The organism is Bacillus sp. FSL R5-0659, from assembly GCF_038008785.1.
GTDB lineage: Bacteria > Bacillota > Bacilli > Bacillales > Bacillaceae > Bacillus > Bacillus safensis.
This window is the reverse complement of record NZ_JBBOZU010000001.1, coordinates 3,456,124-3,474,967: the sequence shown is the minus strand read 5'-3', so window position 1 is coordinate 3,474,967 and position 18,844 is coordinate 3,456,124. Positions and strand designations below refer to the sequence as shown.

General features: G+C 41.9%; 19 protein-coding genes and 1 riboswitch. Of the genes, 15 read left to right on the top strand and 4 right to left on the bottom strand.

Annotation, left to right across the window (positions count from 1 at the left end):
• Positions 1-31 precede the first annotated feature (31 nt).
• The 7 genes from NSQ72_RS18040 to NSQ72_RS18010 all read left to right on the top strand — a co-directional run bounded on the left by NSQ72_RS18040 (position 32) and on the right by NSQ72_RS18010 (position 6,817).
• Complete coding sequence (locus tag NSQ72_RS18040) at positions 32-646, top strand: class F sortase (protein ID WP_144489836.1); 615 nt, start codon at positions 32-34, stop codon at positions 644-646.
• A 236-nt stretch (positions 647-882) separates the two neighbouring features.
• Positions 883-2,826 carry a BglG family transcription antiterminator gene (locus NSQ72_RS18035; RefSeq protein WP_144489838.1) on the top strand — a complete coding sequence of 648 codons (1,944 nt, stop codon included), beginning with the start codon at positions 883-885 and terminating at the stop codon, positions 2,824-2,826.
• A gap of 122 nt (positions 2,827-2,948) precedes the next feature.
• A complete protein-coding gene (locus tag NSQ72_RS18030; protein WP_003214824.1) occupies positions 2,949-3,254 on the top strand; it encodes a PTS sugar transporter subunit IIB in 306 nt (101 codons plus the stop codon).
• A 14-nt stretch (positions 3,255-3,268) separates the two neighbouring features.
• Positions 3,269-4,618 carry a PTS cellobiose transporter subunit IIC gene (gene celB, locus NSQ72_RS18025; protein ID WP_024423868.1) on the top strand — a complete coding sequence of 450 codons (1,350 nt, stop codon included), beginning with the start codon at positions 3,269-3,271 and terminating at the stop codon, positions 4,616-4,618.
• A 26-nt stretch (positions 4,619-4,644) separates the two neighbouring features.
• On the top strand, positions 4,645-4,971 hold the full coding sequence (locus NSQ72_RS18020; protein ID WP_039182451.1) for a PTS lactose/cellobiose transporter subunit IIA: 327 nt from the start codon (positions 4,645-4,647) through the stop codon (positions 4,969-4,971).
• On the top strand, positions 4,968-6,296 hold the full coding sequence (locus NSQ72_RS18015; RefSeq protein ID WP_144489840.1) for a 6-phospho-beta-glucosidase: 1,329 nt from the start codon (positions 4,968-4,970) through the stop codon (positions 6,294-6,296). Before NSQ72_RS18020 ends, NSQ72_RS18015 begins: the two co-directional genes overlap by 4 nt.
• A gap of 122 nt (positions 6,297-6,418) precedes the next feature.
• Complete coding sequence (locus NSQ72_RS18010; RefSeq protein WP_144489842.1) at positions 6,419-6,817, top strand: hypothetical protein; 399 nt, start codon at positions 6,419-6,421, stop codon at positions 6,815-6,817.
• Between the two features lie 19 nt (positions 6,818-6,836).
• Here the strand turns inward: NSQ72_RS18010 and NSQ72_RS18005 are convergent, their stop codons facing one another.
• Positions 6,837-7,031, bottom strand: a complete 195-nt coding sequence (locus NSQ72_RS18005; RefSeq protein WP_039182442.1) for a hypothetical protein — start codon at positions 7,029-7,031, stop codon at positions 6,837-6,839.
• 95 nt (positions 7,032-7,126) lie between these two features.
• Positions 7,127-8,218 (bottom strand): branched-chain amino acid aminotransferase, encoded by a 1,092-nt coding sequence (locus NSQ72_RS18000; protein ID WP_039182437.1) that lies wholly within the window; start codon positions 8,216-8,218, stop codon positions 7,127-7,129.
• A 368-nt stretch (positions 8,219-8,586) separates the two neighbouring features.
• Between NSQ72_RS18000 and NSQ72_RS17995 the strand changes: the two genes are divergently transcribed.
• From NSQ72_RS17995 to NSQ72_RS17975, 5 genes are all read left to right on the top strand, one after another.
• The gene (locus NSQ72_RS17995; RefSeq protein WP_064498823.1) at positions 8,587-10,014 is read left to right on the top strand and encodes a DUF1565 domain-containing protein; all 1,428 of its coding nucleotides are present in this window, start codon (positions 8,587-8,589) and stop codon (positions 10,012-10,014) included.
• Between the two features lie 97 nt (positions 10,015-10,111).
• A riboswitch (SAM riboswitch) is annotated at positions 10,112-10,221 on the top strand.
• A 171-nt stretch (positions 10,222-10,392) separates the two neighbouring features.
• Positions 10,393-11,511 (top strand): sugar ABC transporter substrate-binding protein, encoded by a 1,119-nt coding sequence (locus NSQ72_RS17990; RefSeq protein WP_064498822.1) that lies wholly within the window; start codon positions 10,393-10,395, stop codon positions 11,509-11,511.
• 69 nt (positions 11,512-11,580) lie between these two features.
• Positions 11,581-13,077, top strand: a complete 1,497-nt coding sequence (locus tag NSQ72_RS17985) for a sugar ABC transporter ATP-binding protein (protein ID WP_341084871.1) — start codon at positions 11,581-11,583, stop codon at positions 13,075-13,077.
• Positions 13,074-14,087, top strand: a complete 1,014-nt coding sequence (locus tag NSQ72_RS17980) for an ABC transporter permease (RefSeq protein WP_039182429.1) — start codon at positions 13,074-13,076, stop codon at positions 14,085-14,087. Before NSQ72_RS17985 ends, NSQ72_RS17980 begins: the two co-directional genes overlap by 4 nt.
• Before the next feature lie 93 nt (positions 14,088-14,180).
• Complete coding sequence (locus NSQ72_RS17975; RefSeq protein WP_039182427.1) at positions 14,181-14,813, top strand: GTP pyrophosphokinase; 633 nt, start codon at positions 14,181-14,183, stop codon at positions 14,811-14,813.
• Between the two features lie 44 nt (positions 14,814-14,857).
• On the opposite strand, the gene NSQ72_RS17970 is transcribed toward NSQ72_RS17975, so the two are convergent.
• Together NSQ72_RS17970 and NSQ72_RS17965 are read right to left on the bottom strand one after the other, a co-directional pair.
• Positions 14,858-14,998: a hypothetical protein gene (locus NSQ72_RS17970; RefSeq protein WP_341084869.1), complete on the bottom strand. Its 141-nt coding sequence runs from the start codon at positions 14,996-14,998 to the stop codon at positions 14,858-14,860.
• Between the two features lie 19 nt (positions 14,999-15,017).
• Positions 15,018-16,103 (bottom strand): Rap family tetratricopeptide repeat protein, encoded by a 1,086-nt coding sequence (locus NSQ72_RS17965; RefSeq protein WP_341084868.1) that lies wholly within the window; start codon positions 16,101-16,103, stop codon positions 15,018-15,020.
• A 518-nt stretch (positions 16,104-16,621) separates the two neighbouring features.
• On the opposite strand from NSQ72_RS17965, the gene NSQ72_RS17960 reads away from it, so the two are divergent.
• The 3 genes from NSQ72_RS17960 to NSQ72_RS17950 all read left to right on the top strand — a co-directional run bounded on the left by NSQ72_RS17960 (position 16,622) and on the right by NSQ72_RS17950 (position 18,826).
• Positions 16,622-17,386, top strand: a complete 765-nt coding sequence (locus NSQ72_RS17960) for a transporter substrate-binding domain-containing protein (RefSeq protein WP_024423857.1) — start codon at positions 16,622-16,624, stop codon at positions 17,384-17,386.
• A 70-nt stretch (positions 17,387-17,456) separates the two neighbouring features.
• On the top strand, positions 17,457-18,101 hold the full coding sequence (locus NSQ72_RS17955) for an amino acid ABC transporter permease (RefSeq protein WP_024423856.1): 645 nt from the start codon (positions 17,457-17,459) through the stop codon (positions 18,099-18,101).
• Complete coding sequence (locus NSQ72_RS17950) at positions 18,098-18,826, top strand: amino acid ABC transporter ATP-binding protein (protein ID WP_039182423.1); 729 nt, start codon at positions 18,098-18,100, stop codon at positions 18,824-18,826. The genes NSQ72_RS17955 and NSQ72_RS17950 overlap by 4 nt, the downstream gene beginning before the upstream one ends.
• The last annotated feature ends 18 nt before the right edge of the window (positions 18,827-18,844 follow it).

The following is an 18,844-nucleotide window of genomic DNA, read 5'->3' as shown; positions in this document are numbered from 1 at the left end:
CGTTCCTTTCTTCAAAAGGAGGCCGGCTTAGATGAAGAATTGGCTGCTCAGCATTCTTTCATTTCTCATCATCACAGGCTGTTCATCACAGTCAATGGATGAATCGTCATCCTCAAAAAACATATCAGCTTCTAAGGAAATGACCACACATCAAGCTGAGAAACAGAACCACTCACACGATACATTAAAAGACGAGCCATCTGGTATTGTGCCAGCTGAAATCGCCATTCCCGCTATTGATGTCAAAGCAAAAGTGGAGAAAACAGCTTTATTAAAGGATGGCAGTATGGGTGTCCCTCAGGATACAGACAACACGGCTTGGTTTGAAGATGGTCCAAAACCGGGGGATAAAGGGAATGCCGTCATGAATGGCCATGTAGATAATAAATGGGGGCCATCGGTTTTTTATCGATTAAAGGAGCTGAAAAAGGGAGACAAGGTGATCGTCACGTCCTCATCGGGAAAAAAGCGAAGCTTTGAAGTCATAAAAGTTAGAAGCTATCCGCGTGAAGAGAAGCCTAATGCGTTTTTTGGATACGCCTTTACACGGAATCTCAATTTAATCACTTGTACAGGGACATTTGATCATGCTGCAGGCACGCATGAAAAAAGATTGGTTGTCTTTACCCAGATGCTCTCTTCATAAAGAAGGCGGATACACGATGGTGTACGCCTTTTTTTCGTGGTTTTCGCAAGTATCTTTCAAAAAGATTCATAGGACATTAGATATGGTTAGTTGTATAAATAGGGGCATTTGTCATATAAATGAGATGGCAATTTTTATTTCTTTTCAGTAGAATATGAGTAATGAAGAGAACTGCAAGCGTTTACAACCTGTCCAGACAAGGCAGATTCTCCACCCTACATAAGGAGGCCGATCTGATGCTGAGTAAAAGACTGGCGCACATCTTAAGTCAGCTCATGGCAGCTGAGACCCCGCTCACAAGCGCTGCACTATCTGCCAGTTTACAAGTGACAAGCCGCACCATTCGTACAGACATAAAGGAACTGAACGACCGTCTTGCCCCTTATCAAGCGGCTGTAACAGCTGTAAGAGGAGCTGGCTATGAGCTGTTGATCAACGATGAGAATGCCTTTCGCCGTTTTATGAAGGAGGAGGTTGAGCAGGAAGAGCCGCTTGCTGTGCTGCCAGAGGAGCGAGTTCGGTTTATTTTAAAAAGGCTTCTTTTGGCAGAATCCTATGTGAAGCTGGAGGATTTACAGGAGCAGCTGTTTATTAGTAAATCGACGATGAGCAACGATGTGAAATCGGTCAAACGTAAGCTGGAGCCCTTTGATCTGAAGCTGGAAGCGAAGCCGAGCAAAGGCTGCCGGATCAAGGGATCAGAGATGAAAATTCGTTATTGCATGTCAGAATATTTATTCAATGAACGTCGTTCTTATCAAACGATGCTGAACACAGCGGTCACCATTTTGCCAAAGCATGAACTCGAATTGCTTCAGAAAACAATGATAGATTATATCAATGAGGAAGGCATGAATCTATCAGACATTTGCATGAATAATTTAATCGTTCATGTTGCTATTGCCTGCAAACGAATTAGACACGGAAACTATGTATCTGTTCTTCCAGAGGAAATCAGCGAAATTCCGCGGGCAAAAGAATACAAGGTCGCTAAAAAAATGGTGGAGCGTCTTGAAGGGCTGCTGGATGTCTCATTTCCACAAGAGGAAATCGTCTATATCACCATTCATTTACTAGGAACAGCCAAAATGGTACAGTCCTTTTCCTCGAGCGGTCAAAAACAAATTGTCGATGATGACACGAGTCGGCTTGTACAGCTCATGCTGAAGGCCATTGATCAAAAATTGCAGCTTGATTTAGCCGGCGATACGGAACTAATGATTGGATTGAGTCTGCACTTAAAGCCTGCCATCAACCGATGTAAATATGGAATGAACTTAAGAAATCCGATGCTTGATGAAATAAAAGCGGGGTATCCACTTGCCTTTGAAGCGGGGATTATCGCCAGCAGGGTCCTTGAAGAAGAGGAGGGGCTGAGTATTCATGAGAATGAAATCGGATATATGGCGCTTCATTTTGGTGCGGCTTTAGAGCGGAGGAAAATGGAGATCCCGCCGAAGCGGTGTCTCATTGTCTGTGCGTCTGGTGCAGGGAGTGCAAGGCTGCTGCAGGATCGTTTGCGTTCACAATTTGGATCAAAACTGACCATTTTAGGAACAGCAGAGCTATATTCGCTTCCGCATGTCTCTTTACATGCACTGGATTTAATTATTACAACCATTCCAATTCATATGGAATTACCGGTTCCAGTCATTCAAGTGAACACCATTTTGGGAGGCGGCGATTTTTTAAAAATTGAAGAAGCCCTGACGAGTGAAACAAGGGTGACATTGGCCTCGCAATATATGAAAAAGGAATTGGTTTTTACAAAACGCGCCTTTCACACAAAAGAAGAGGTCATCACCTTTTTAACGCAAAAAGTCATCGATATGGGATTAGCGCCAGCTGAGCTCACACCATCTGTCATGGAAAGAGAAAAGGCTGCTCCTACCTCTTTCGGACATTATACGGCGATTCCGCACCCGATGACACCGCTGACAGATGAGACGTTTTGGGCGATATGTACATTAGAAAAACCAATCATTTGGGGAGAGAAAAAGGTTCAATTTGTCTGCCTGCTTTGTGTTGAAAAAGAGAATGCCAAAGATTTAAAAGGCATGTACCGCCTGCTGGGGGAGCTTGTGCATAATGTGAAATTCATTCAGCACCTGATCGCCTGTGATACATTTGAAGACATGCTTGATATCATGTATAAAAAGGCTCCTTCGTACAAGAACTAACTGTGTGATATTAACTTTTTCCGCTTCCTAAAGGAAAAAGTATGGGTGTTTATGAAAGCGGTTTCATAATATGATGAATGTGTAAAGAATAGCTTCACACTTTGAAAAGGGGGCGTTTACACATGAACATCTTATTGGTTTGCGCAGCAGGTATGTCTACAAGCTTACTTGTCACAAAAATGGAGAAAAGCGCACAAGAACAAGGAAAAGATTATCGTATTTGGGCAGTATCTGGAGATTCTGCGAAAAATCATATTGATCAAGCCGATGTGCTTTTATTAGGACCTCAGGTTCGATATTTATTACCGCAAATGAAAAAGCTCGGAGAAGAAAAAGGAATACCAGTAGACGTAATTAATACCGTGCATTATGGCGTATGTAATGGCGCCGAGGTTTTAAAATCTGCTGAACAGCTAGTGAACGGATAAAGGGGGCGGAGGGGATGAATGGATTCAACCGATTTCTAGAAGAGAAGGTCATGCCGTTTGCAGGGAAGATTGCCGCTCAAAGACATTTACAAGCATTGCGTGACGGAATTGTTTTAACGATGCCTCTCATTATTGTCGGTTCACTGTTTCTCATTTTAGCCAACCTTCCGATCCCAGGATACAGCGATTTTATGGCAAGTATCTTCGGAGCAGAATGGGCCACGAAACTATCCTATCCTGTTAATGCAACCTTTGACATTATGGCACTTGTTGCGACCTTCGGGATTGCTTACAGGCTAGCTGAAAAGTATGCCGTTGATGCACTATCATCTGGTGCGATCGCTGTTGCGGCTTTCCTGTTGGCTACTCCATATCAAGTACCTTTCACACCTGAAGGCTCAACAGAAGCTATCCTAGTGGGCGGGGGAATTCCTGTCACACTGATGGGCAGTAAAGGCTTATTCGTTGCCATGATTATTGCCATGCTTTCAACCGAAATTTACCGCTTTATTGTACAGCGGAACATCGTTATCAAAATGCCTGATGGTGTACCGCCAGCAGTCAGTAAATCGTTTATTGCACTTATTCCAGGTTTTGTGGTCATCACGCTGATCTGGGTCGCTAGACTTGTGATTGAGATGACACCTTTTGAGAGTATTCATAATATCATCACAGTCTTAATTGGTACACCGCTTTCCATTCTTGGTGGCAGCTTAGGCGGCAGTATCGTTGCGATGGGTGTGCAAATGCTCCTATGGGCATGTGGTATTCACGGAGCAACCATTGTCGGGGGCGTCATGGGGCCAATTTGGCTCGGTGCAATGGATGAGAACCGTCTTGCATTTCAAGCAGGAGAAGTGCTGCCGAATATTTTCACAGCGCAGTTCTTTGAAATCTTCATCAACGTCGGCGGAAGCGGTGCAACGCTAGCTTTGGTGCTGACCATGATCTTACGTGCTAGAAGTAAACAAATGAAACAGCTTGGCCGCCTTGCCATTGGGCCAGCCATCTTTAACATCAACGAGCCGATCATTTTTGGAATGCCGATTGTGATGAACCCAATGCTTCTCATTCCGTTTATCCTTACGCCAATCATGATGATCATCACCACATATATCGGAATGAGCACAGGCCTTGTGGCAAAACCGGCAGGGATTGCTGTCCCATGGACCATGCCGCCAATCATTTCAGGCTATCTCGCCACAGGAGGTAAAATCTCTGGTGCTGTCATGCAGCTGATTAACCTTGCGTTGTCATTTGCTCTATACTACCCATTCTTTAGAATGTGGGATAAGCAGAAATTGAAAGAAGAAAGTGAGCTAGAAACAAAAGCATCAACTGATGAAAATGTCGTCAGCATGTAATAGAGGGAACAAGGGGGATGCGGCCGATGGAAATGGAACAAATTGTGTTTCAACTCATCCTGCACGGCGGAAATGGCAGAAGCTCAGCGATGGAAGCCATTACGTGTGCAAAGCAAGGTAATTTTGATGAGGCGAAGCAAAAAATGCAGGAAGCACAAGACGCGTTAAATGAGGCGCATCACGCACAGACAGAGCTGATCCAAGGAGAAATCAGGGGCGAAAAGACGGATATTAGCCTCCTCATGATTCATGCGCAGGATCATCTCATGAACGCAATGACTGTTAAGGAGCTCGCAGCAGAAATCATTGAGCTCCATGAAAAAATGAAGCAACTCGGAGGTGTCAATTCATGAAAGAAGGAATCAAAATTGTCACAATAGGCGGTGGATCGAGCTATACGCCTGAGCTCGTCGAAGGGTTTATTAAACGATATCATGAATTGCCTGTAAAGGAATTATGGCTTGTGGATATTGAAGCGGGTCAGGAAAAGTTAAACATCGTGGGCGCTCTGGCGAAACGTATGGTCGAAAAAGCAGGTCTGCCGATTGAGGTACACCTGACTCTTGACCGCCGGGAAGCCTTAAAGGACGCAGATTTTGTGACGACACAATTTCGTGTAGGACTACTGGAAGCACGGGCAAAGGATGAGAGAATACCGCTTAAATACGGCGTCATCGGTCAGGAAACGAACGGACCAGGCGGTTTATTTAAAGGCCTTCGGACCATCCCAGTCATTTTAGACATTGTAAAGGATATGGAAGAGCTTTGCCCAGACGCATGGCTTGTGAACTTTACGAATCCAGCCGGCATGGTCACAGAAGCTGTTTTACGCTATACGAATCTAAAAAAAGTCGTCGGTCTATGCAATGTGCCGATTGGGATCAAAATGGGAATCGCTAAGGCGCTTGAAGTGGATGTAGAACGCATCGAGGTACAGTTTGCCGGTCTCAATCACATGGTCTATGGATTAGACGTATATTTAGACGGGGTCAGCATTATGGATCAAGTGCTTGATGAACTAGGAAATCCAAACAGCCAGTGGTCCATGAAAAACATTGAAGCGAAAAACTGGGAGCCTTCTTTTGTGAAAGGATTAGGGGTCATCCCATGTCCGTATCACCGCTATTACTATAAAACGAAAGATATGCTGGAAGAAGAACAAAAGGCGGCTCAAGAAAAAGGAACACGAGCGGAGGTTGTACAGCAGGTCGAGAAGGAACTATTTGAGCTCTATAAAGATCCTGATTTGTCGATTAAACCACCGCAGCTCGAAAAAAGAGGCGGGGCTTATTACAGCGATGCGGCTTGTAACTTAATCAGCTCCATCTATAATGATAAGCACGACATTCAACCAGTCAATACAGTGAACAGAGGGGCGATTGCCAGCATTCCGGCTGAATCAGCTGTTGAAGTAAACTGTATCATTACGAAGGACGGACCAAAGCCAATCGCGACAGGTGATCTGCCTGTAGCTGTCAGAGGGCTCGTTCAACAAATCAAATCATTCGAGCGTGTGGCAGCTGAAGCGGCTGTGACTGGAAATTACGAGACGGCTCTTGTGGCGATGACAATCAACCCGCTCGTCCCATCTGACGAGATTGCAAAGCAAATTTTAGATGAAATGCTTGAAGCGCATCGTGAATATTTACCGCAATTCTTCAAATCAGTCAATGCTTAACACATAATGAGTGACCCCTTTTATGGGGTCATTTTTTATGATTTCTTCATATGGAAACTGGAGAAAGAAGTGTATGATAGAAAAAACAGCATGTATGGCTTCAAAGAAAGGACTGTTGGAATATGGTTGCAATTGGTTTAATGCTTTACGGGTTTGTCGTACAGCCTGTCATGAGTTATGGCACAGTGATCTTGTTTTTGTATGGCCTTATTGCTTCATTTGTTGGTCTCATTCGGCATAAGGGCTATGTGTGGATCTATGTTCTCCGTCTGCTTGTTTGTTTCACCATTCCAGTGACCAACCTATTGATGTATTTCGCAACGATTGGAGGAGATGCAAGAAAGTTTGATTTCCAGCCGATGCCGCTTGTTTACTATCTTGTCTTTATCCTAGAAATCATGATCATCTTTTTGCCAGAGATTTTTTTACTGATCGAAAGAAAGCGGAGCATCAAGGGGAAACAGTGGATATACGTCGGGGCAATTGTTGCGGTTTCGGTCTTGTTTTGGTGCACGATTTGATGGCAAGCAGACGAGTCAACTAAGTCTTTTTCGCTTTTTGTTTCTGTAACTTCTTTCGTCTAACCTTTACAAAAGAGATGGAAAGAGCAAGGATAGAAATCCCAAGCGCCTTAAATAGAAATCGGGTGAGGAACGGTGAATCGTCGAAACCAGTAGCGACGATCATCGAACCGATACAGATCCCAATGAACGCTAATAGATAAGTAAAAAACATACCATCCCTCCTTAATTTATTACCATTATAAGGTATATTGGAGAGGTAAATAAACAAAAAAGAACCCTTCGTGAATGAAAGGTTCTTTTACATGCTTATGCTTGCTTGACGACCGAGTCAACTTCAACTGTCCAGCCGAAGATGTCTGGCTGTGTTCCTTTTTGGATGCCAGTAATGGCTTCATACAATTTCTTGGATACTTCGCCTGTTTGACCATTTTGGATCACATATGGCTGATCATGATAAATTAATTCCCCGACAGGAGAGATCACGGCCGCCGTTCCAGTCCCAAAAATTTCTTCAAGCTCGCCAGATTGATGTGCTTCAATTAACTCATCAATTGAAATTTTGCGCTCTGTGACTGGAATTCCCCAATGCTTTAACAGCTCAAGTACAGAGTTACGTGTGATGCCTTCTAAAATGCTGCCGTTCAATTCAGGCGTCACGATTTCTCCGTTGATTTTAAAGAAGATATTCATGCTGCCGACTTCTTCAATGTATTTTTTCTCGACCCCATCAAGCCAAAGAACTTGTGAAAATCCTTTCGTTTCAGCCACTTGCTGTGCTTTAAGGCTTGAGGCATAGTTTCCAGCTGTTTTGGCATTTCCTGTTCCACCCTTAACGGCACGGACAAACTCATTTTCAACGGCAATTTTGACCGGATGAATGCCTTCTTTATAGTATGATCCCACTGGAGATAAGATAATGATCAGCTTATACGTGCTAGACGGTGCAACGCCTAAATACGGCTCAGTGGAAATAATGAATGGACGAATATACAAGGAAGTGCCCTCTGCATCAGGTACCCAATCCTTATCAATGCGAATGAGTTCATTTAAGCCCTCTAATACTGTTTCTGAATCAATTTGCGGAATACACAGGCGGTCATTGGATCTGTTTAAGCGTTCCATGTTCTTTTCCGGACGGAATAAGAGAATTTTTTGATCCTCAGAAACATAAGCCTTTAATCCTTCAAAAACAGATTGACCATAATGGTAGACCATCGAAGCTGGGTCCATTGGAATAGCCTGATAAGGAATAATTCTTGGATCATACCAGCCTTTATCAATTGAATAATCCATCACAAACATGTGATCTGTGAAGATTTTTCCGAATTCAAGTTGATCAGATTGAGGTTTTGGTTTTTTTGTTGAACTAAGTTCAACGCGGATGGGTTGTTTTGGCATTGTAAATCTCCTTGCTGTTTGATTATTTGAAAATTCTAATAATATGAAATAATTATGATTCTATTCTATACCTTCACAAAATATTAGCAATAGGTTTTCTGGAATTCAGACAAGAAAAATCTGTTAAAGCGCTTTCCTTCTCTCTGCTGTCAGTTTGGCTCATGTCCCCCCTTTTTAAAAAAGAAATAAAATCCAAATACGTTATTAACTGATTAATCTGACAATTTAAAAACGAATGGTTTTCCTGTAAGATATTCTTTCAACCATACACCTTTTGACTAGTACATTGCAAGGGACATTGTCATATTTTAATCCTCTTTTTTTTAACCGATAAAGGAAGAAGAGAAGGGAAAGGAGCAAACAACAAGATGAAACGAGTGATACCAAGCATTTTACTCATTGTATTCATGTCCATGATCAGTTTTGGCTGTCAGGCGATGACAGAGGAAGCTGGTGCTAAGCAAAGCACATCTTATTACGTAGCGGTAAACGGAAACGACAAAAACCCGGGAACAAAGCAAAAACCTTTCCGCACGCTGAAAAAAGCAGCAAGTATGGCGAAGGCTGGGACAACCATTTACATGAGAGGCGGTACATACAAAGAGAAATTGATTGTCCGCCATTCCGGAACAAAGAAAGCACCCGTTGTCTTTCAAGCTTACGGAAAAGAAAAGCCTGTGATTAGCGGGGCTTCCCTTAAAGGAAATCAAGCCGATGGCGGTCTTGTCACGGTCGAGCAAAAGAGCTACATCACCCTCAAAGGCCTCACTGTAGGACATCTTAAGACGAATAAAGAAGATTTAACACCAGTTGGTATTTTCATCAAAGGAAGCGGTAAAGGCGTAAAACTGCTCAATAACCGAGTGTATGACATTCAGACGAAACATGAAAATGGAAATGCACATGGAATTGCTGTCTATGGGACAAAAGCTCCTGCAGCAATAGAAGACATTGAAATCAAAGGAAATACCGTTGAAAAATTAAAACTGGGCTTCAGTGAAGCGCTCGTGCTAAATGGAAACGTCAAAAAGTTCCGTGTGACACATAACACGGTCCGGCACACTGATAATATTGGCATTGATTTAATTGGTTTTGAGAACGTAGCACCCTCTAAAAAGTATGATCAAGTTAGAAATGGAGTCGTCTCTAGAAACAAAGTATATGAGATTACGAGTGCAGGGAACCCAGCCTATGGAAGCGACATCTCCGCTGGCGGAATTTATGTTGATGGCGGAAAAGACATTGTGATCGATCATAACATCTCACATCACAATGACCTGGGGATTGAAGTTACAAGCGAACATAAAGGAAAAATGGCAGATCGCATCCGCATCGAACACAATCAAGTATATTTAAACCGTTATACAGGCATTTCTATTGGCGGCTATGATAAGAAGCGTGGCGGTACAACCAATACGACGATTTCACATAATATTTTGTACAAAAATGACACAGCCGGCTTAGAAGGCGGCCAATTGCTGATGCAGTATCAAGCAGTGAACAATCGAATCACGAATAATATCATGACGGCTAGCGCCTCGCATTACTTAGTCGTGAATCTTTATCAAGTGAACCAAAAGAATACCTTCCTGAAGAACGTTTATGATGATCGCAAAGGTGCGAAAGCATCACAGTGGATTTGGCGCGGGAAATGGATGGAAGGCTACAAAACCTATCTCTCTAATAGCGGTCAAGATAAAGGATCAGCACATCTCAACCCACAATTTGTGAATGAGAAAAAATATGATTTCCGTCTGAAGGAATCATCACCTGCTAAGAAAATCATCGGAAGTTAATGATATTTTAGAAATTTTCAAAAAAGTCATTGACATTGATGTGACATCACATTAAAGTAAAGAAGACATTTCAACGAAAACAAATTTCATAACGGATCTCTTATCAAGAGAGGCAGAGGGACTGGCCCTATGACGCCCAGCAACCGTTTCTATTGTAGAAATTGGTGCTAATTCCTGCAAAGCTGTTACAGCTTTGACAGATAAGAGAGGAAGACTTCCCGATACATGTTTCATGCAACGGTGATCAAGCCTCTCTTTCCAAGAGAGGCTTTTTTTCGTCTCTTTTTCGAATCAAATGCCTGTTTTTACAGGCGTATTACCACATTTTTACCTAGTTTTCCGATGTGAAAAATAAAAACAACTTGAGGAGGAACAGCAATGAAGCGTAAGCATTTTACATCATTTCTTGTCTTATTAACGGCATTAACCGTCCTATTATCTGGCTGCGGCACTGGATCAAGTGCAGGCTCAAAGGCAAATGCAAACGAAAAAGTCTCTTTTGACAATGTACCGAAGCGATTTGCAAAGGGACAGGGGGCAAAAATTAAAGTGATCCGCAAAATTGGAGGAGACGATCATACAGCTCAATTTTTAGCTGGAACGAAGGCAGAAGGTGAAGCACTCGGCTTTACGGTAGATGTCTACACCGCAAATGGTGATACAGCAAAATTCCATGATGCCATCTCTCAGGCGCTGGAAGAAAATTATGATGGCTTTATCATCTCTCACGGGGACGACGAGGCGACAGTCGCTGATGTGAAAAAGATCACAGCGAAAGGCATTCCGGTTGTAGCGTTTGATTCGAATCCTAAGCTAAAGGACATCAAAGGGGTCACAGTGACGTCTCAAGATGACGAACAATTAGCGAAAAAATCATTAGACGCGCTCGTGTCTGATTTTAAAGGAAAAGCAAATATTGCGTACCTATGGGTAGATGGATTCCCGCCAATGGTGAGACGAAATAAGGTCTATCAAGAAACGCTCAAACAACATTCAGGGATCAAGGAGCTTGACCGCTTTGGTGTAGCCTCTTCTGATACGTCTGTTCAAACGCAAAATGCAGTAGCAGCCATGCTGAATAAGTATCCAAAGGGCAAACTGGACGCTATTTTTGCCACATGGGATGCCTTTGCCATTGGGGCAGCAAGAGCGTTAAAGGAAGCGGGAAGAACAGAAGTGAAGATTTATGGGATTGATGTGTCAAATGCTGATCTTCAAGAAATGATAGCGAAGGACAGTCCATGGAAGTACACAGCAGCGGTTGATCCGAAGCTCATCGGCGCAGTCGACGTGAGGATTCTTGCGAAGAAAATAGCTGGTGAGAAAACACCATCTTCCTATGACCTTGAGGCCTCTCTCATCTCGCAAAAGCAGCTTCAACAAGCAGGAAAAGCCATTAACATGGTCAATCTTGCAGACGAAGTGAAGGGATTCGGTTCATCGACTGCTTTTGAGGAAGATTGGATGAAGACTTTGAAGAAGCATTATACAAAATAAGCGACGTGCACTCTCTTTCCATAGAGGGTGTTTCGTTTTTCAGATGATATCAAGAGAAGGAGGACACCTATGACAGCGCCGCTTGTTCGTATGAAAAATATTTCAATTGAATTCCCAGGGGTCAAAGCTTTAGATCAAGTGAATTTCACATTAAAAAAAGGGACGGTCCATGCACTAATTGGAGCAAATGGTGCTGGGAAGTCCACGTTAATGAAGGTTCTTTCTGGCGCTCATTCCCACTTCGACGGAACCATCCACATCAATGGCCAGGCGGCAACCATTCAAACCCCAAAGGATGCATCCTCATATGGTGTGCAGACGGTCCATCAAGAAGTGGATACGGCTCTTGTTCCCTACTTAAGTGTTGGCGAGAATATGATGATGCATGAGATTGAGAAAAAAACATTTGTCAGCTGGAAAGAGCTGCATCGCAAGGCGGCTCAGTTATTAAAAGAAATGGACATCGACATCTCCACAAAACGACTTGTCAGCGATCTGACCCTTGCTGAAAAACAGATGGTGCTCATTGCTAAGTCCGTTTCCATTCAATGCAGCATTTTAATCTTAGATGAACCAACAGCTCCGCTTAGTCATGCAGAAACAAGCAAATTATTCTCCATGATTGATCGGCTGAAACAGCATGGGACAGGGATCGTGTTTATCTCTCATCGCATGCCTGAAATTTTCACCATCTGTGATGAACTGACAGTGATGCGAAATGGAACGGATGTCGCAGCTCACCTTGTCAAAGACACAAATCCGCAGCAAGTCATTGAAGAAATGCTAGGTGCGCCATTAGAGGAACAATTCCCGTCTCGCAAACCTTTGAAGGATGCACCTATTGTGCTTGAAGTGAAAGACTTAAATGATCAACACAAATTAAACAACATTCACTTTTATGTCAAAAAAGGAGAAATTCTCGGGATCGCAGGACTTGTCGGTGCTGGAAAAACAGAATTGTGCAAAGCCCTTTTCGGTGCCTCAGAAAAAAAGACGGGGACTGTGCAGCTGCATGGTCAAACCATTCACATCACATCGCCTCATCAAGCTGTGAGAGCTGGAATAGCCCTTGTGCCTGAAGAGCGGAGAAAAGAAGGGATTCTGACCGAAGAGAGCGTGGGGTGGAACTTAACGGCTGCAAGTCTTCATTCATTTTCACAGATATTCAGCTTCTTACATCGTTCGAAGGAAAAGCAGGGTGCAGGGGACATCGTCAAACGGCTTGGTGTCAAAACGCCGTCTCTTGAAGCAAAGGTGAAGCACCTATCTGGTGGAAATCAGCAAAAGGTTGCCATCGGAAAATGGCTGCTGGCTGAGGCAGATGTGTATCTCTTTGATGAACCAACTAAAGGTGTAGACGTTGGAGCGAAAAAAGATATTTTCACTTTGATCGCAGAGCTTGCCGCCCGCGGAAAATCTGTCATTTATGCGTCGAGTGAGCTGTCAGAGATTGCAGGTATCGCTGACCGAGTATACGTGTTATATGATGGCAGCATTGCCCGGGAAATGACTGCACCGACGACTGAAGAGGAGCTTTTATATCATTCAACAGGAGGACAATCATGAGCGAACAACAAATTCCAGCCCCTGTGCAGCAAATCAAAAAACAGCGGCCATCCTTTCATCTGTTTGATTTCTTTTATCGATATGGGACGATTTTAACCATTGTTGTGTTGATTGTGGTATTTGCGGCAGCGAATCCAGCGTTTTTGCAATCGGGAAATATCATCAATATTTTACGGTCTATCTCAATAGTGACCATCATTGCGGTAGGTTTAACCATCTCATTGGCAGTAAACGGTTTTGATTTATCAGTTGGATCAGTCGCTACGCTGTCAAATGCCATTGTCATTTCTATGTTCGTATGGTTCTCGCAAAATCCACTGATTGCAATCCTTTCTGCACTAGCGGCTTCTATCATTGTTGGATTGTTAAATGCATGGATGATCGTCAAAATGAAAATTCCAGATATGCTCATGACATTAGCCATGATGTTTATCATTCAAGGGCTGGCTCAAACGTATACGAAAGGGGCGACCATTTCTGAAAATATGGTGCTGCCCGATGGCACGTTTTCAACGGGAACGATCCCTGCCTTTTTCAGCAAAATCGGACAGGTGCCATATATCATTCTCATTATGGCTGCCATTGTTCTATTTGCGCATGTTTTCATGACCTACACAAAGCATGGCCGATTCATGTACATCATCGGTGGGAATAAGGAAGCGGCTCGATTGTCTGGCATTCATGTGAACAAATACAAAATTGCGGCCTATCTGCTTTCTGCGTTATTTGCAGCGATCGGAGGTATCGTGCTGGCATCAAGAGTGATGACAGCAGAAATTAATGCTGGTGCACCATATTTAATGGATGGAGTAGCGGCTGCTTTTATCGGCTTTTCCGTCATGGGAGCAGGTAAGCCAAACGCATTTGGTACTTTTATCGGGGCTGTACTCATCGGAATCTTACAAAATGGGCTTGTGATGATGTCTGTTCCTTATTATGCAATGGATATTGTGAAAGGTTCTGTGCTGGCTCTTGCACTGGCGCTGACATATTACAAACAAAGAGGCTAACTGCGTATTTTTTAAAACCATTCGAGTCCTCTCTCCGTCTAGTAAACGGAAAGCGGTACAGCTGCCGTTTCCCAAAAGGAGATGACAAAGAAAATGAATATGTCAGCAACTCATGTTGAAGATTTGAAAAATGTCATGGAAGACTGGAAAAATGAACTATTAGTATATAAATTTGCATTAGATGAAATGGATACAAAGTTTTCGATTATCAGTCAGGAGTATAATTTAATCCATGGACATAACCCTATAGAGCATACAAAATCACGGATCAAATCCTTTGAAAGCATTGTGAATAAACTAGCAAGAAAAGGATGCGACATCACGACACAATGTGCCAAGGAGCATATCCATGATATCGCAGGTGTCCGCATCATCTGTTCTTTTATTCAAGATATCTATAATATTATGGATGTATTGAGGCAAAGAGAGGATTTAAAGATCCTTGAAGTGAAGGACTACATTCAACATCCGAAACCAAATGGCTACAGAAGCCTTCACTTAATTGTTGAGATTCCTGTCTACTTAACGAATCGTGTGGAGTATGTGAAGGTTGAGATTCAGGTACGGACCATAGCGATGGATTTTTGGGCGAGTCTAGAGCATAAAATCTATTATAAACTGCAAAACGATGTTCCTCATCAACTGACTGATGAACTGAAGGAAGCCGCAGATATTGCCCATTACTTAGATGAAAAAATGCAAAATATCAAACGAGAAATTGATTAGCACATAAAAAAGCAGCTGTTTTGATCACAGCTGCTTTTTTCATATTAAGGGTTGGTTCCACGGTCCCTCTTTTGAATGATATCTTGAGATTGTGTAGATTTGCTCTCTTTTTGAACGGAAGCACCAATAGAAACACCTGTTATCAAGAGAGTAAAAATTGCACTTGTGATAAGCCATTTCTTCATCATATATCACTCCATATTCTTAACAAGTTTTTAAGGACAACGCCTTGTTTCTAAAATAAGAGGATTCTTCATGAAGTCCAAGATCCATTAAGTAAGCAGCTGCATCCTGACAAATAGCTTCAAGATCAACAAGGAAGTTCATCGATTCTAATTGATCACAATAAGACTTGATTTGCTCAATCATGTTGTCTGGCTGAATCATAAGTGTTTCTAAAATGGATAATTTAAGTGAAATGTTTCGTTGTTTTAAATTTTCTGCTTTTTGAAGTGAAATCTGTACATAATAGTGGAACAAACCTGGCTTTTTTAGCTTAAATAGTGCTTTTGTGTAGGCGTACATGGCAAGTAAATAGCCGCCTGGAGAAGAAGTTTCGAATGTTTCTATCATTAAAGCCTTTTCTAGGAGTGGCACAGCTTCACTGTATTCATTTCTTAGACTTTTAATAAAGGCTGCATTACAATAGGCGTGTCCAAGCAAATCTGGATCTTCCATCTGTTCTAGTGAATGAATCACTTCTTTGAACAACGATTCTGCCTCATCATATTTCGACTGATCCGCATAATTCAAAGCAAGCATCATTTGACAGCTGATTGATTTTTTCACATAACATGGATCTGCGTCGTAAATAGATGAAGCCTTCTTTAAGTGGTGGATGGAGAGAAGCGTGGACCTGATATTATAGTAAAGACACCCTGTTTTATAATGAAATTCGGCTTTTTCAATGTCATCATGCACGAGATCTAATTTATCCTCGGCCAATTTTAAATGGTGAAATGCCGTATCCTGATTGCCTCTGCGCATTTCATACATCCCTTTAAAGAAATAGAAATAATAGCTGAGCATATCATCCGTACGGATGGCATTTTCATCAACAAAAAGACTATGATCTAACGAAGCTGTATCTTCTATTAGATCTTTAAAACGGTACTCTAGCAGTTGATAGTAAAGTAAGACGTCTTGATTTTCTTCCATTCGATCAAACGCCTGAAGAATGTCTTCTTTTAACTGGATGGCACCTTGTATCTCTCTTTTTTTCATCATGACATACCAATCATTGAGCATATTTGCTACATCAACGGACGACAAAACACCTGCTTCTGCCAATTCTTATCCTCCTTTCTTCATCTATCAAAATCCGTTCTTTTGAATCAACTTTCCATATTCCAGTATCTTCTTTTATTTTAAGCTCTCTCATGCAGTTTGTAAAACATGTTTTTTGATGTAAATTCAACCAGTAGTGAAAGAAATAGGGAGAAGAGACATTTTATATACGCTTACATATTTTTAGGTAAAAAGAGGGTTTTGAAAAAAATATACTACAATATCAATAAAGAGAGGAAGCCGGTTATTGAGTTTGCTTTCGTATACTAGAAAGAAACATCATTAATCAAGGTGTTGCCTCATTTTTTTGTAAGATTATCTTACATTATAATTGTGAATGACTCTTCTTTTAGAATAAAATGAGTTATTCGCAAAAAAGTAAAATTTAAAGAGACTATTGATCTAGAATTGTATGGATCTTTGGTATTGATAAAAAACATCACACACTATAGCTTTAGCGTGTTATAGTATTATTGTTATTGCGAATATTTAGACAAAACTGACAATGGGGGTCGTGTTTTATGAAGAAATCGATGTTATTGATCATGGGACTAATTGTTGTGCTTGTCATGGCAGCCTGTGGATCAAAGTCGGACAGTGGTTCGGGAGAAGGCAAAGGCACATATAAAATTGGGATAGATACAACGTATCCGCCATTTGAATTTGAAAAGGGCGGTAAATATGAAGGCATAGACGTTGATTTAATTAATGCAATCGCGAAAGATCAAGGTTTCAAAGTGAAGCTGGAAGCTATGGACTTCTCAGGTATCATTCCAGCAATGCAGGCAGGACAGCTTGATGTTGGAATGGGCGGAATGAGTATTACAGATGAGCGTAAGAAGAAAGTAGATTTCTCAGATCCTTACTTTGACGCTGGGCTGACAGTTGTTGTGAAAAAGGACAGCAGCATCAAATCAATTAATGATTTAAAGGGGAAAAAGCTAGCTGTTAAAAACGGGACGACTGGTGCAAAGTTCGCATCTGATAACGCAGATAAATATGGGTATGAAGTCGTTCAATTTAATGACAGCCCATCTATGTTCCAGGAAGTATCAAACGGAAATGCAGATGCCTTAATTGAGGATTATCCTGTCATTACGTATGCGATCGCACAACAAGATTTAAAATTGAAAACAGTTGGAGACCGCTTGAATGGAGACCAGTATGGTATCTCTGTCATGAAGGGGAAAAATCAAGACCTATTGAAGAAAATCAATAAAGGTCTGGAGAACCTAAAGAAAAACGGTGAGTATGACAAAATTATTGATAAATATTTGAAGTCATAACACAAGCGAGGCGCGCTCCGAGCGCGCTTTCTTTATGTGTCAGCCGTATGTGAATTAGGGAGGGAGAAACATGGATACAATTATTAATGCATTTCCGTATTTAATGGATGGTTTGCAAACCACTTTATATATCTTTGTTGTTGCCATCATTTTAGGATTTATCATCGGGTTAATTGTGGCATTATTCCGTCTGTCACCATTTAAAATCTTAAATTTCATCGCACTCGTCTTTGTGAATGCCATTCGAGGCACACCATTTATCGTACAGCTATTCTTCATTTATTTTGGTTTGAATACACTGGAATTCATTTCGCTTGATCGAGTGCCCGCAGGGATTATAACAGTAGCAATTAATGCAGGGGCTTATTTCTCAGAAATTATTCGTGCAGGGATTCAGTCCATTGATAAAGGGCAAACAGAAGCTGCGCGCTCATTAGGCTTTACAGGGGGACAAAACATGCGCTTTATCGTCCTTCCGCAGGCCTTCCGCCGCATGCTTCCAGCGATTACAAACCAAGCCATCATCAGCTTGAAAGATACATCTCTCTTATCTATTATCGGGATTGCCGATATTATGCAGCGAGGACAAGTTCAAGCATCGGCTACATTTGATCCATTGAATGTCTGGCTCATTGTCGGTGTCATTTATTTCGTGATCATTTATTTACTTTCTCTACTGGCTAGCTACGCAGAAAGGAGATTTGATATCAAATGAGTATGATTACGGTAAAAAACTTAAAGAAATCCTTTGGCGATCACGAAGTCTTAAAGGATATTAATGCAGTCATCGAGGAAAAGGAAGTAGTGTGTGTCATTGGACCTTCTGGATCAGGGAAAAGCACGTTTCTTAGATGCCTCAATAAATTAGAAGATATCACTGCTGGAGAAGTCGTTGTCCACGGACACACAATTACAGACCCAAAGGTGAATATCAATAAAGTACGACAAGAAGTAGGCATGGTGTTTCAGCACTTTAATTTATTCCCTCATAAAACCGTTTTAGAAAACATTACGATCGCACCGATAAAGGTAAAAGGCATTGAAAAGAAGGCAGCAGCCGAAAAAGCGTTAGACTTGCTTGAGAAAGTCGGCTTAAAAGACAAAGCCCAAAGCTACCCTAACCAATTATCCGGTGGACAAAAACAGCGTGTCGCCATTGCAAGAGCCTTGGCAATGGACCCGAAAGTACTATTATTCGATGAGCCGACATCAGCTCTTGATCCTGAAGTTGTGGGTGATGTATTAGCTGTAATGAAACAATTAGCTGTCGAAGGCATGACCATGATTGTGGTGACACATGAAATGGGCTTTGCAAGAGAGGTAGGAGACCGTGTCATCTTTATGGATGGCGGATATATTGTCGAGGAAGACAAACCGGAAGCTCTCTTTGGAAACCCACAGCATGAGCGTACAAAATCATTTCTTAGTAAGGTGTTATAAAAAAGAGTAAGGGCATGT

Bases quoted from the DNA above. Each gene is read 5' to 3' on its own strand.
- NSQ72_RS18040 (WP_144489836.1), top strand. From the start codon at position 32: ATGAAGAATTGGCTGCTCAGCATTCTTTCATTTCTCATCATCACAGGC.
- NSQ72_RS18035 (WP_144489838.1), top strand. From the start codon at position 883: ATGCTGAGTAAAAGACTGGCGCACATCTTAAGTCAGCTCATGGCAGCT.
- NSQ72_RS18030 (WP_003214824.1), top strand. From the start codon at position 2,949: ATGAACATCTTATTGGTTTGCGCAGCAGGTATGTCTACAAGCTTACTT.
- celB (WP_024423868.1), top strand. From the start codon at position 3,269: ATGAATGGATTCAACCGATTTCTAGAAGAGAAGGTCATGCCGTTTGCA.
- NSQ72_RS18020 (WP_039182451.1), top strand. From the start codon at position 4,645: ATGGAAATGGAACAAATTGTGTTTCAACTCATCCTGCACGGCGGAAAT.
- NSQ72_RS18015 (WP_144489840.1), top strand. From the start codon at position 4,968: ATGAAAGAAGGAATCAAAATTGTCACAATAGGCGGTGGATCGAGCTAT.
- NSQ72_RS18010 (WP_144489842.1), top strand. From the start codon at position 6,419: ATGGTTGCAATTGGTTTAATGCTTTACGGGTTTGTCGTACAGCCTGTC.
- NSQ72_RS18005 (WP_039182442.1), bottom strand. From the start codon at position 7,031: ATGTTTTTTACTTATCTATTAGCGTTCATTGGGATCTGTATCGGTTCG.
- NSQ72_RS18000 (WP_039182437.1), bottom strand. From the start codon at position 8,218: ATGCCAAAACAACCCATCCGCGTTGAACTTAGTTCAACAAAAAAACCA.
- NSQ72_RS17995 (WP_064498823.1), top strand. From the start codon at position 8,587: ATGAAACGAGTGATACCAAGCATTTTACTCATTGTATTCATGTCCATG.
- NSQ72_RS17990 (WP_064498822.1), top strand. From the start codon at position 10,393: ATGAAGCGTAAGCATTTTACATCATTTCTTGTCTTATTAACGGCATTA.
- NSQ72_RS17985 (WP_341084871.1), top strand. From the start codon at position 11,581: ATGACAGCGCCGCTTGTTCGTATGAAAAATATTTCAATTGAATTCCCA.
- NSQ72_RS17980 (WP_039182429.1), top strand. From the start codon at position 13,074: ATGAGCGAACAACAAATTCCAGCCCCTGTGCAGCAAATCAAAAAACAG.
- NSQ72_RS17975 (WP_039182427.1), top strand. From the start codon at position 14,181: ATGAATATGTCAGCAACTCATGTTGAAGATTTGAAAAATGTCATGGAA.
- NSQ72_RS17970 (WP_341084869.1), bottom strand. From the start codon at position 14,998: ATGAAGAAATGGCTTATCACAAGTGCAATTTTTACTCTCTTGATAACA.
- NSQ72_RS17960 (WP_024423857.1), top strand. From the start codon at position 16,622: ATGAAGAAATCGATGTTATTGATCATGGGACTAATTGTTGTGCTTGTC.
- NSQ72_RS17955 (WP_024423856.1), top strand. From the start codon at position 17,457: ATGGATACAATTATTAATGCATTTCCGTATTTAATGGATGGTTTGCAA.
- NSQ72_RS17950 (WP_039182423.1), top strand. From the start codon at position 18,098: ATGAGTATGATTACGGTAAAAAACTTAAAGAAATCCTTTGGCGATCAC.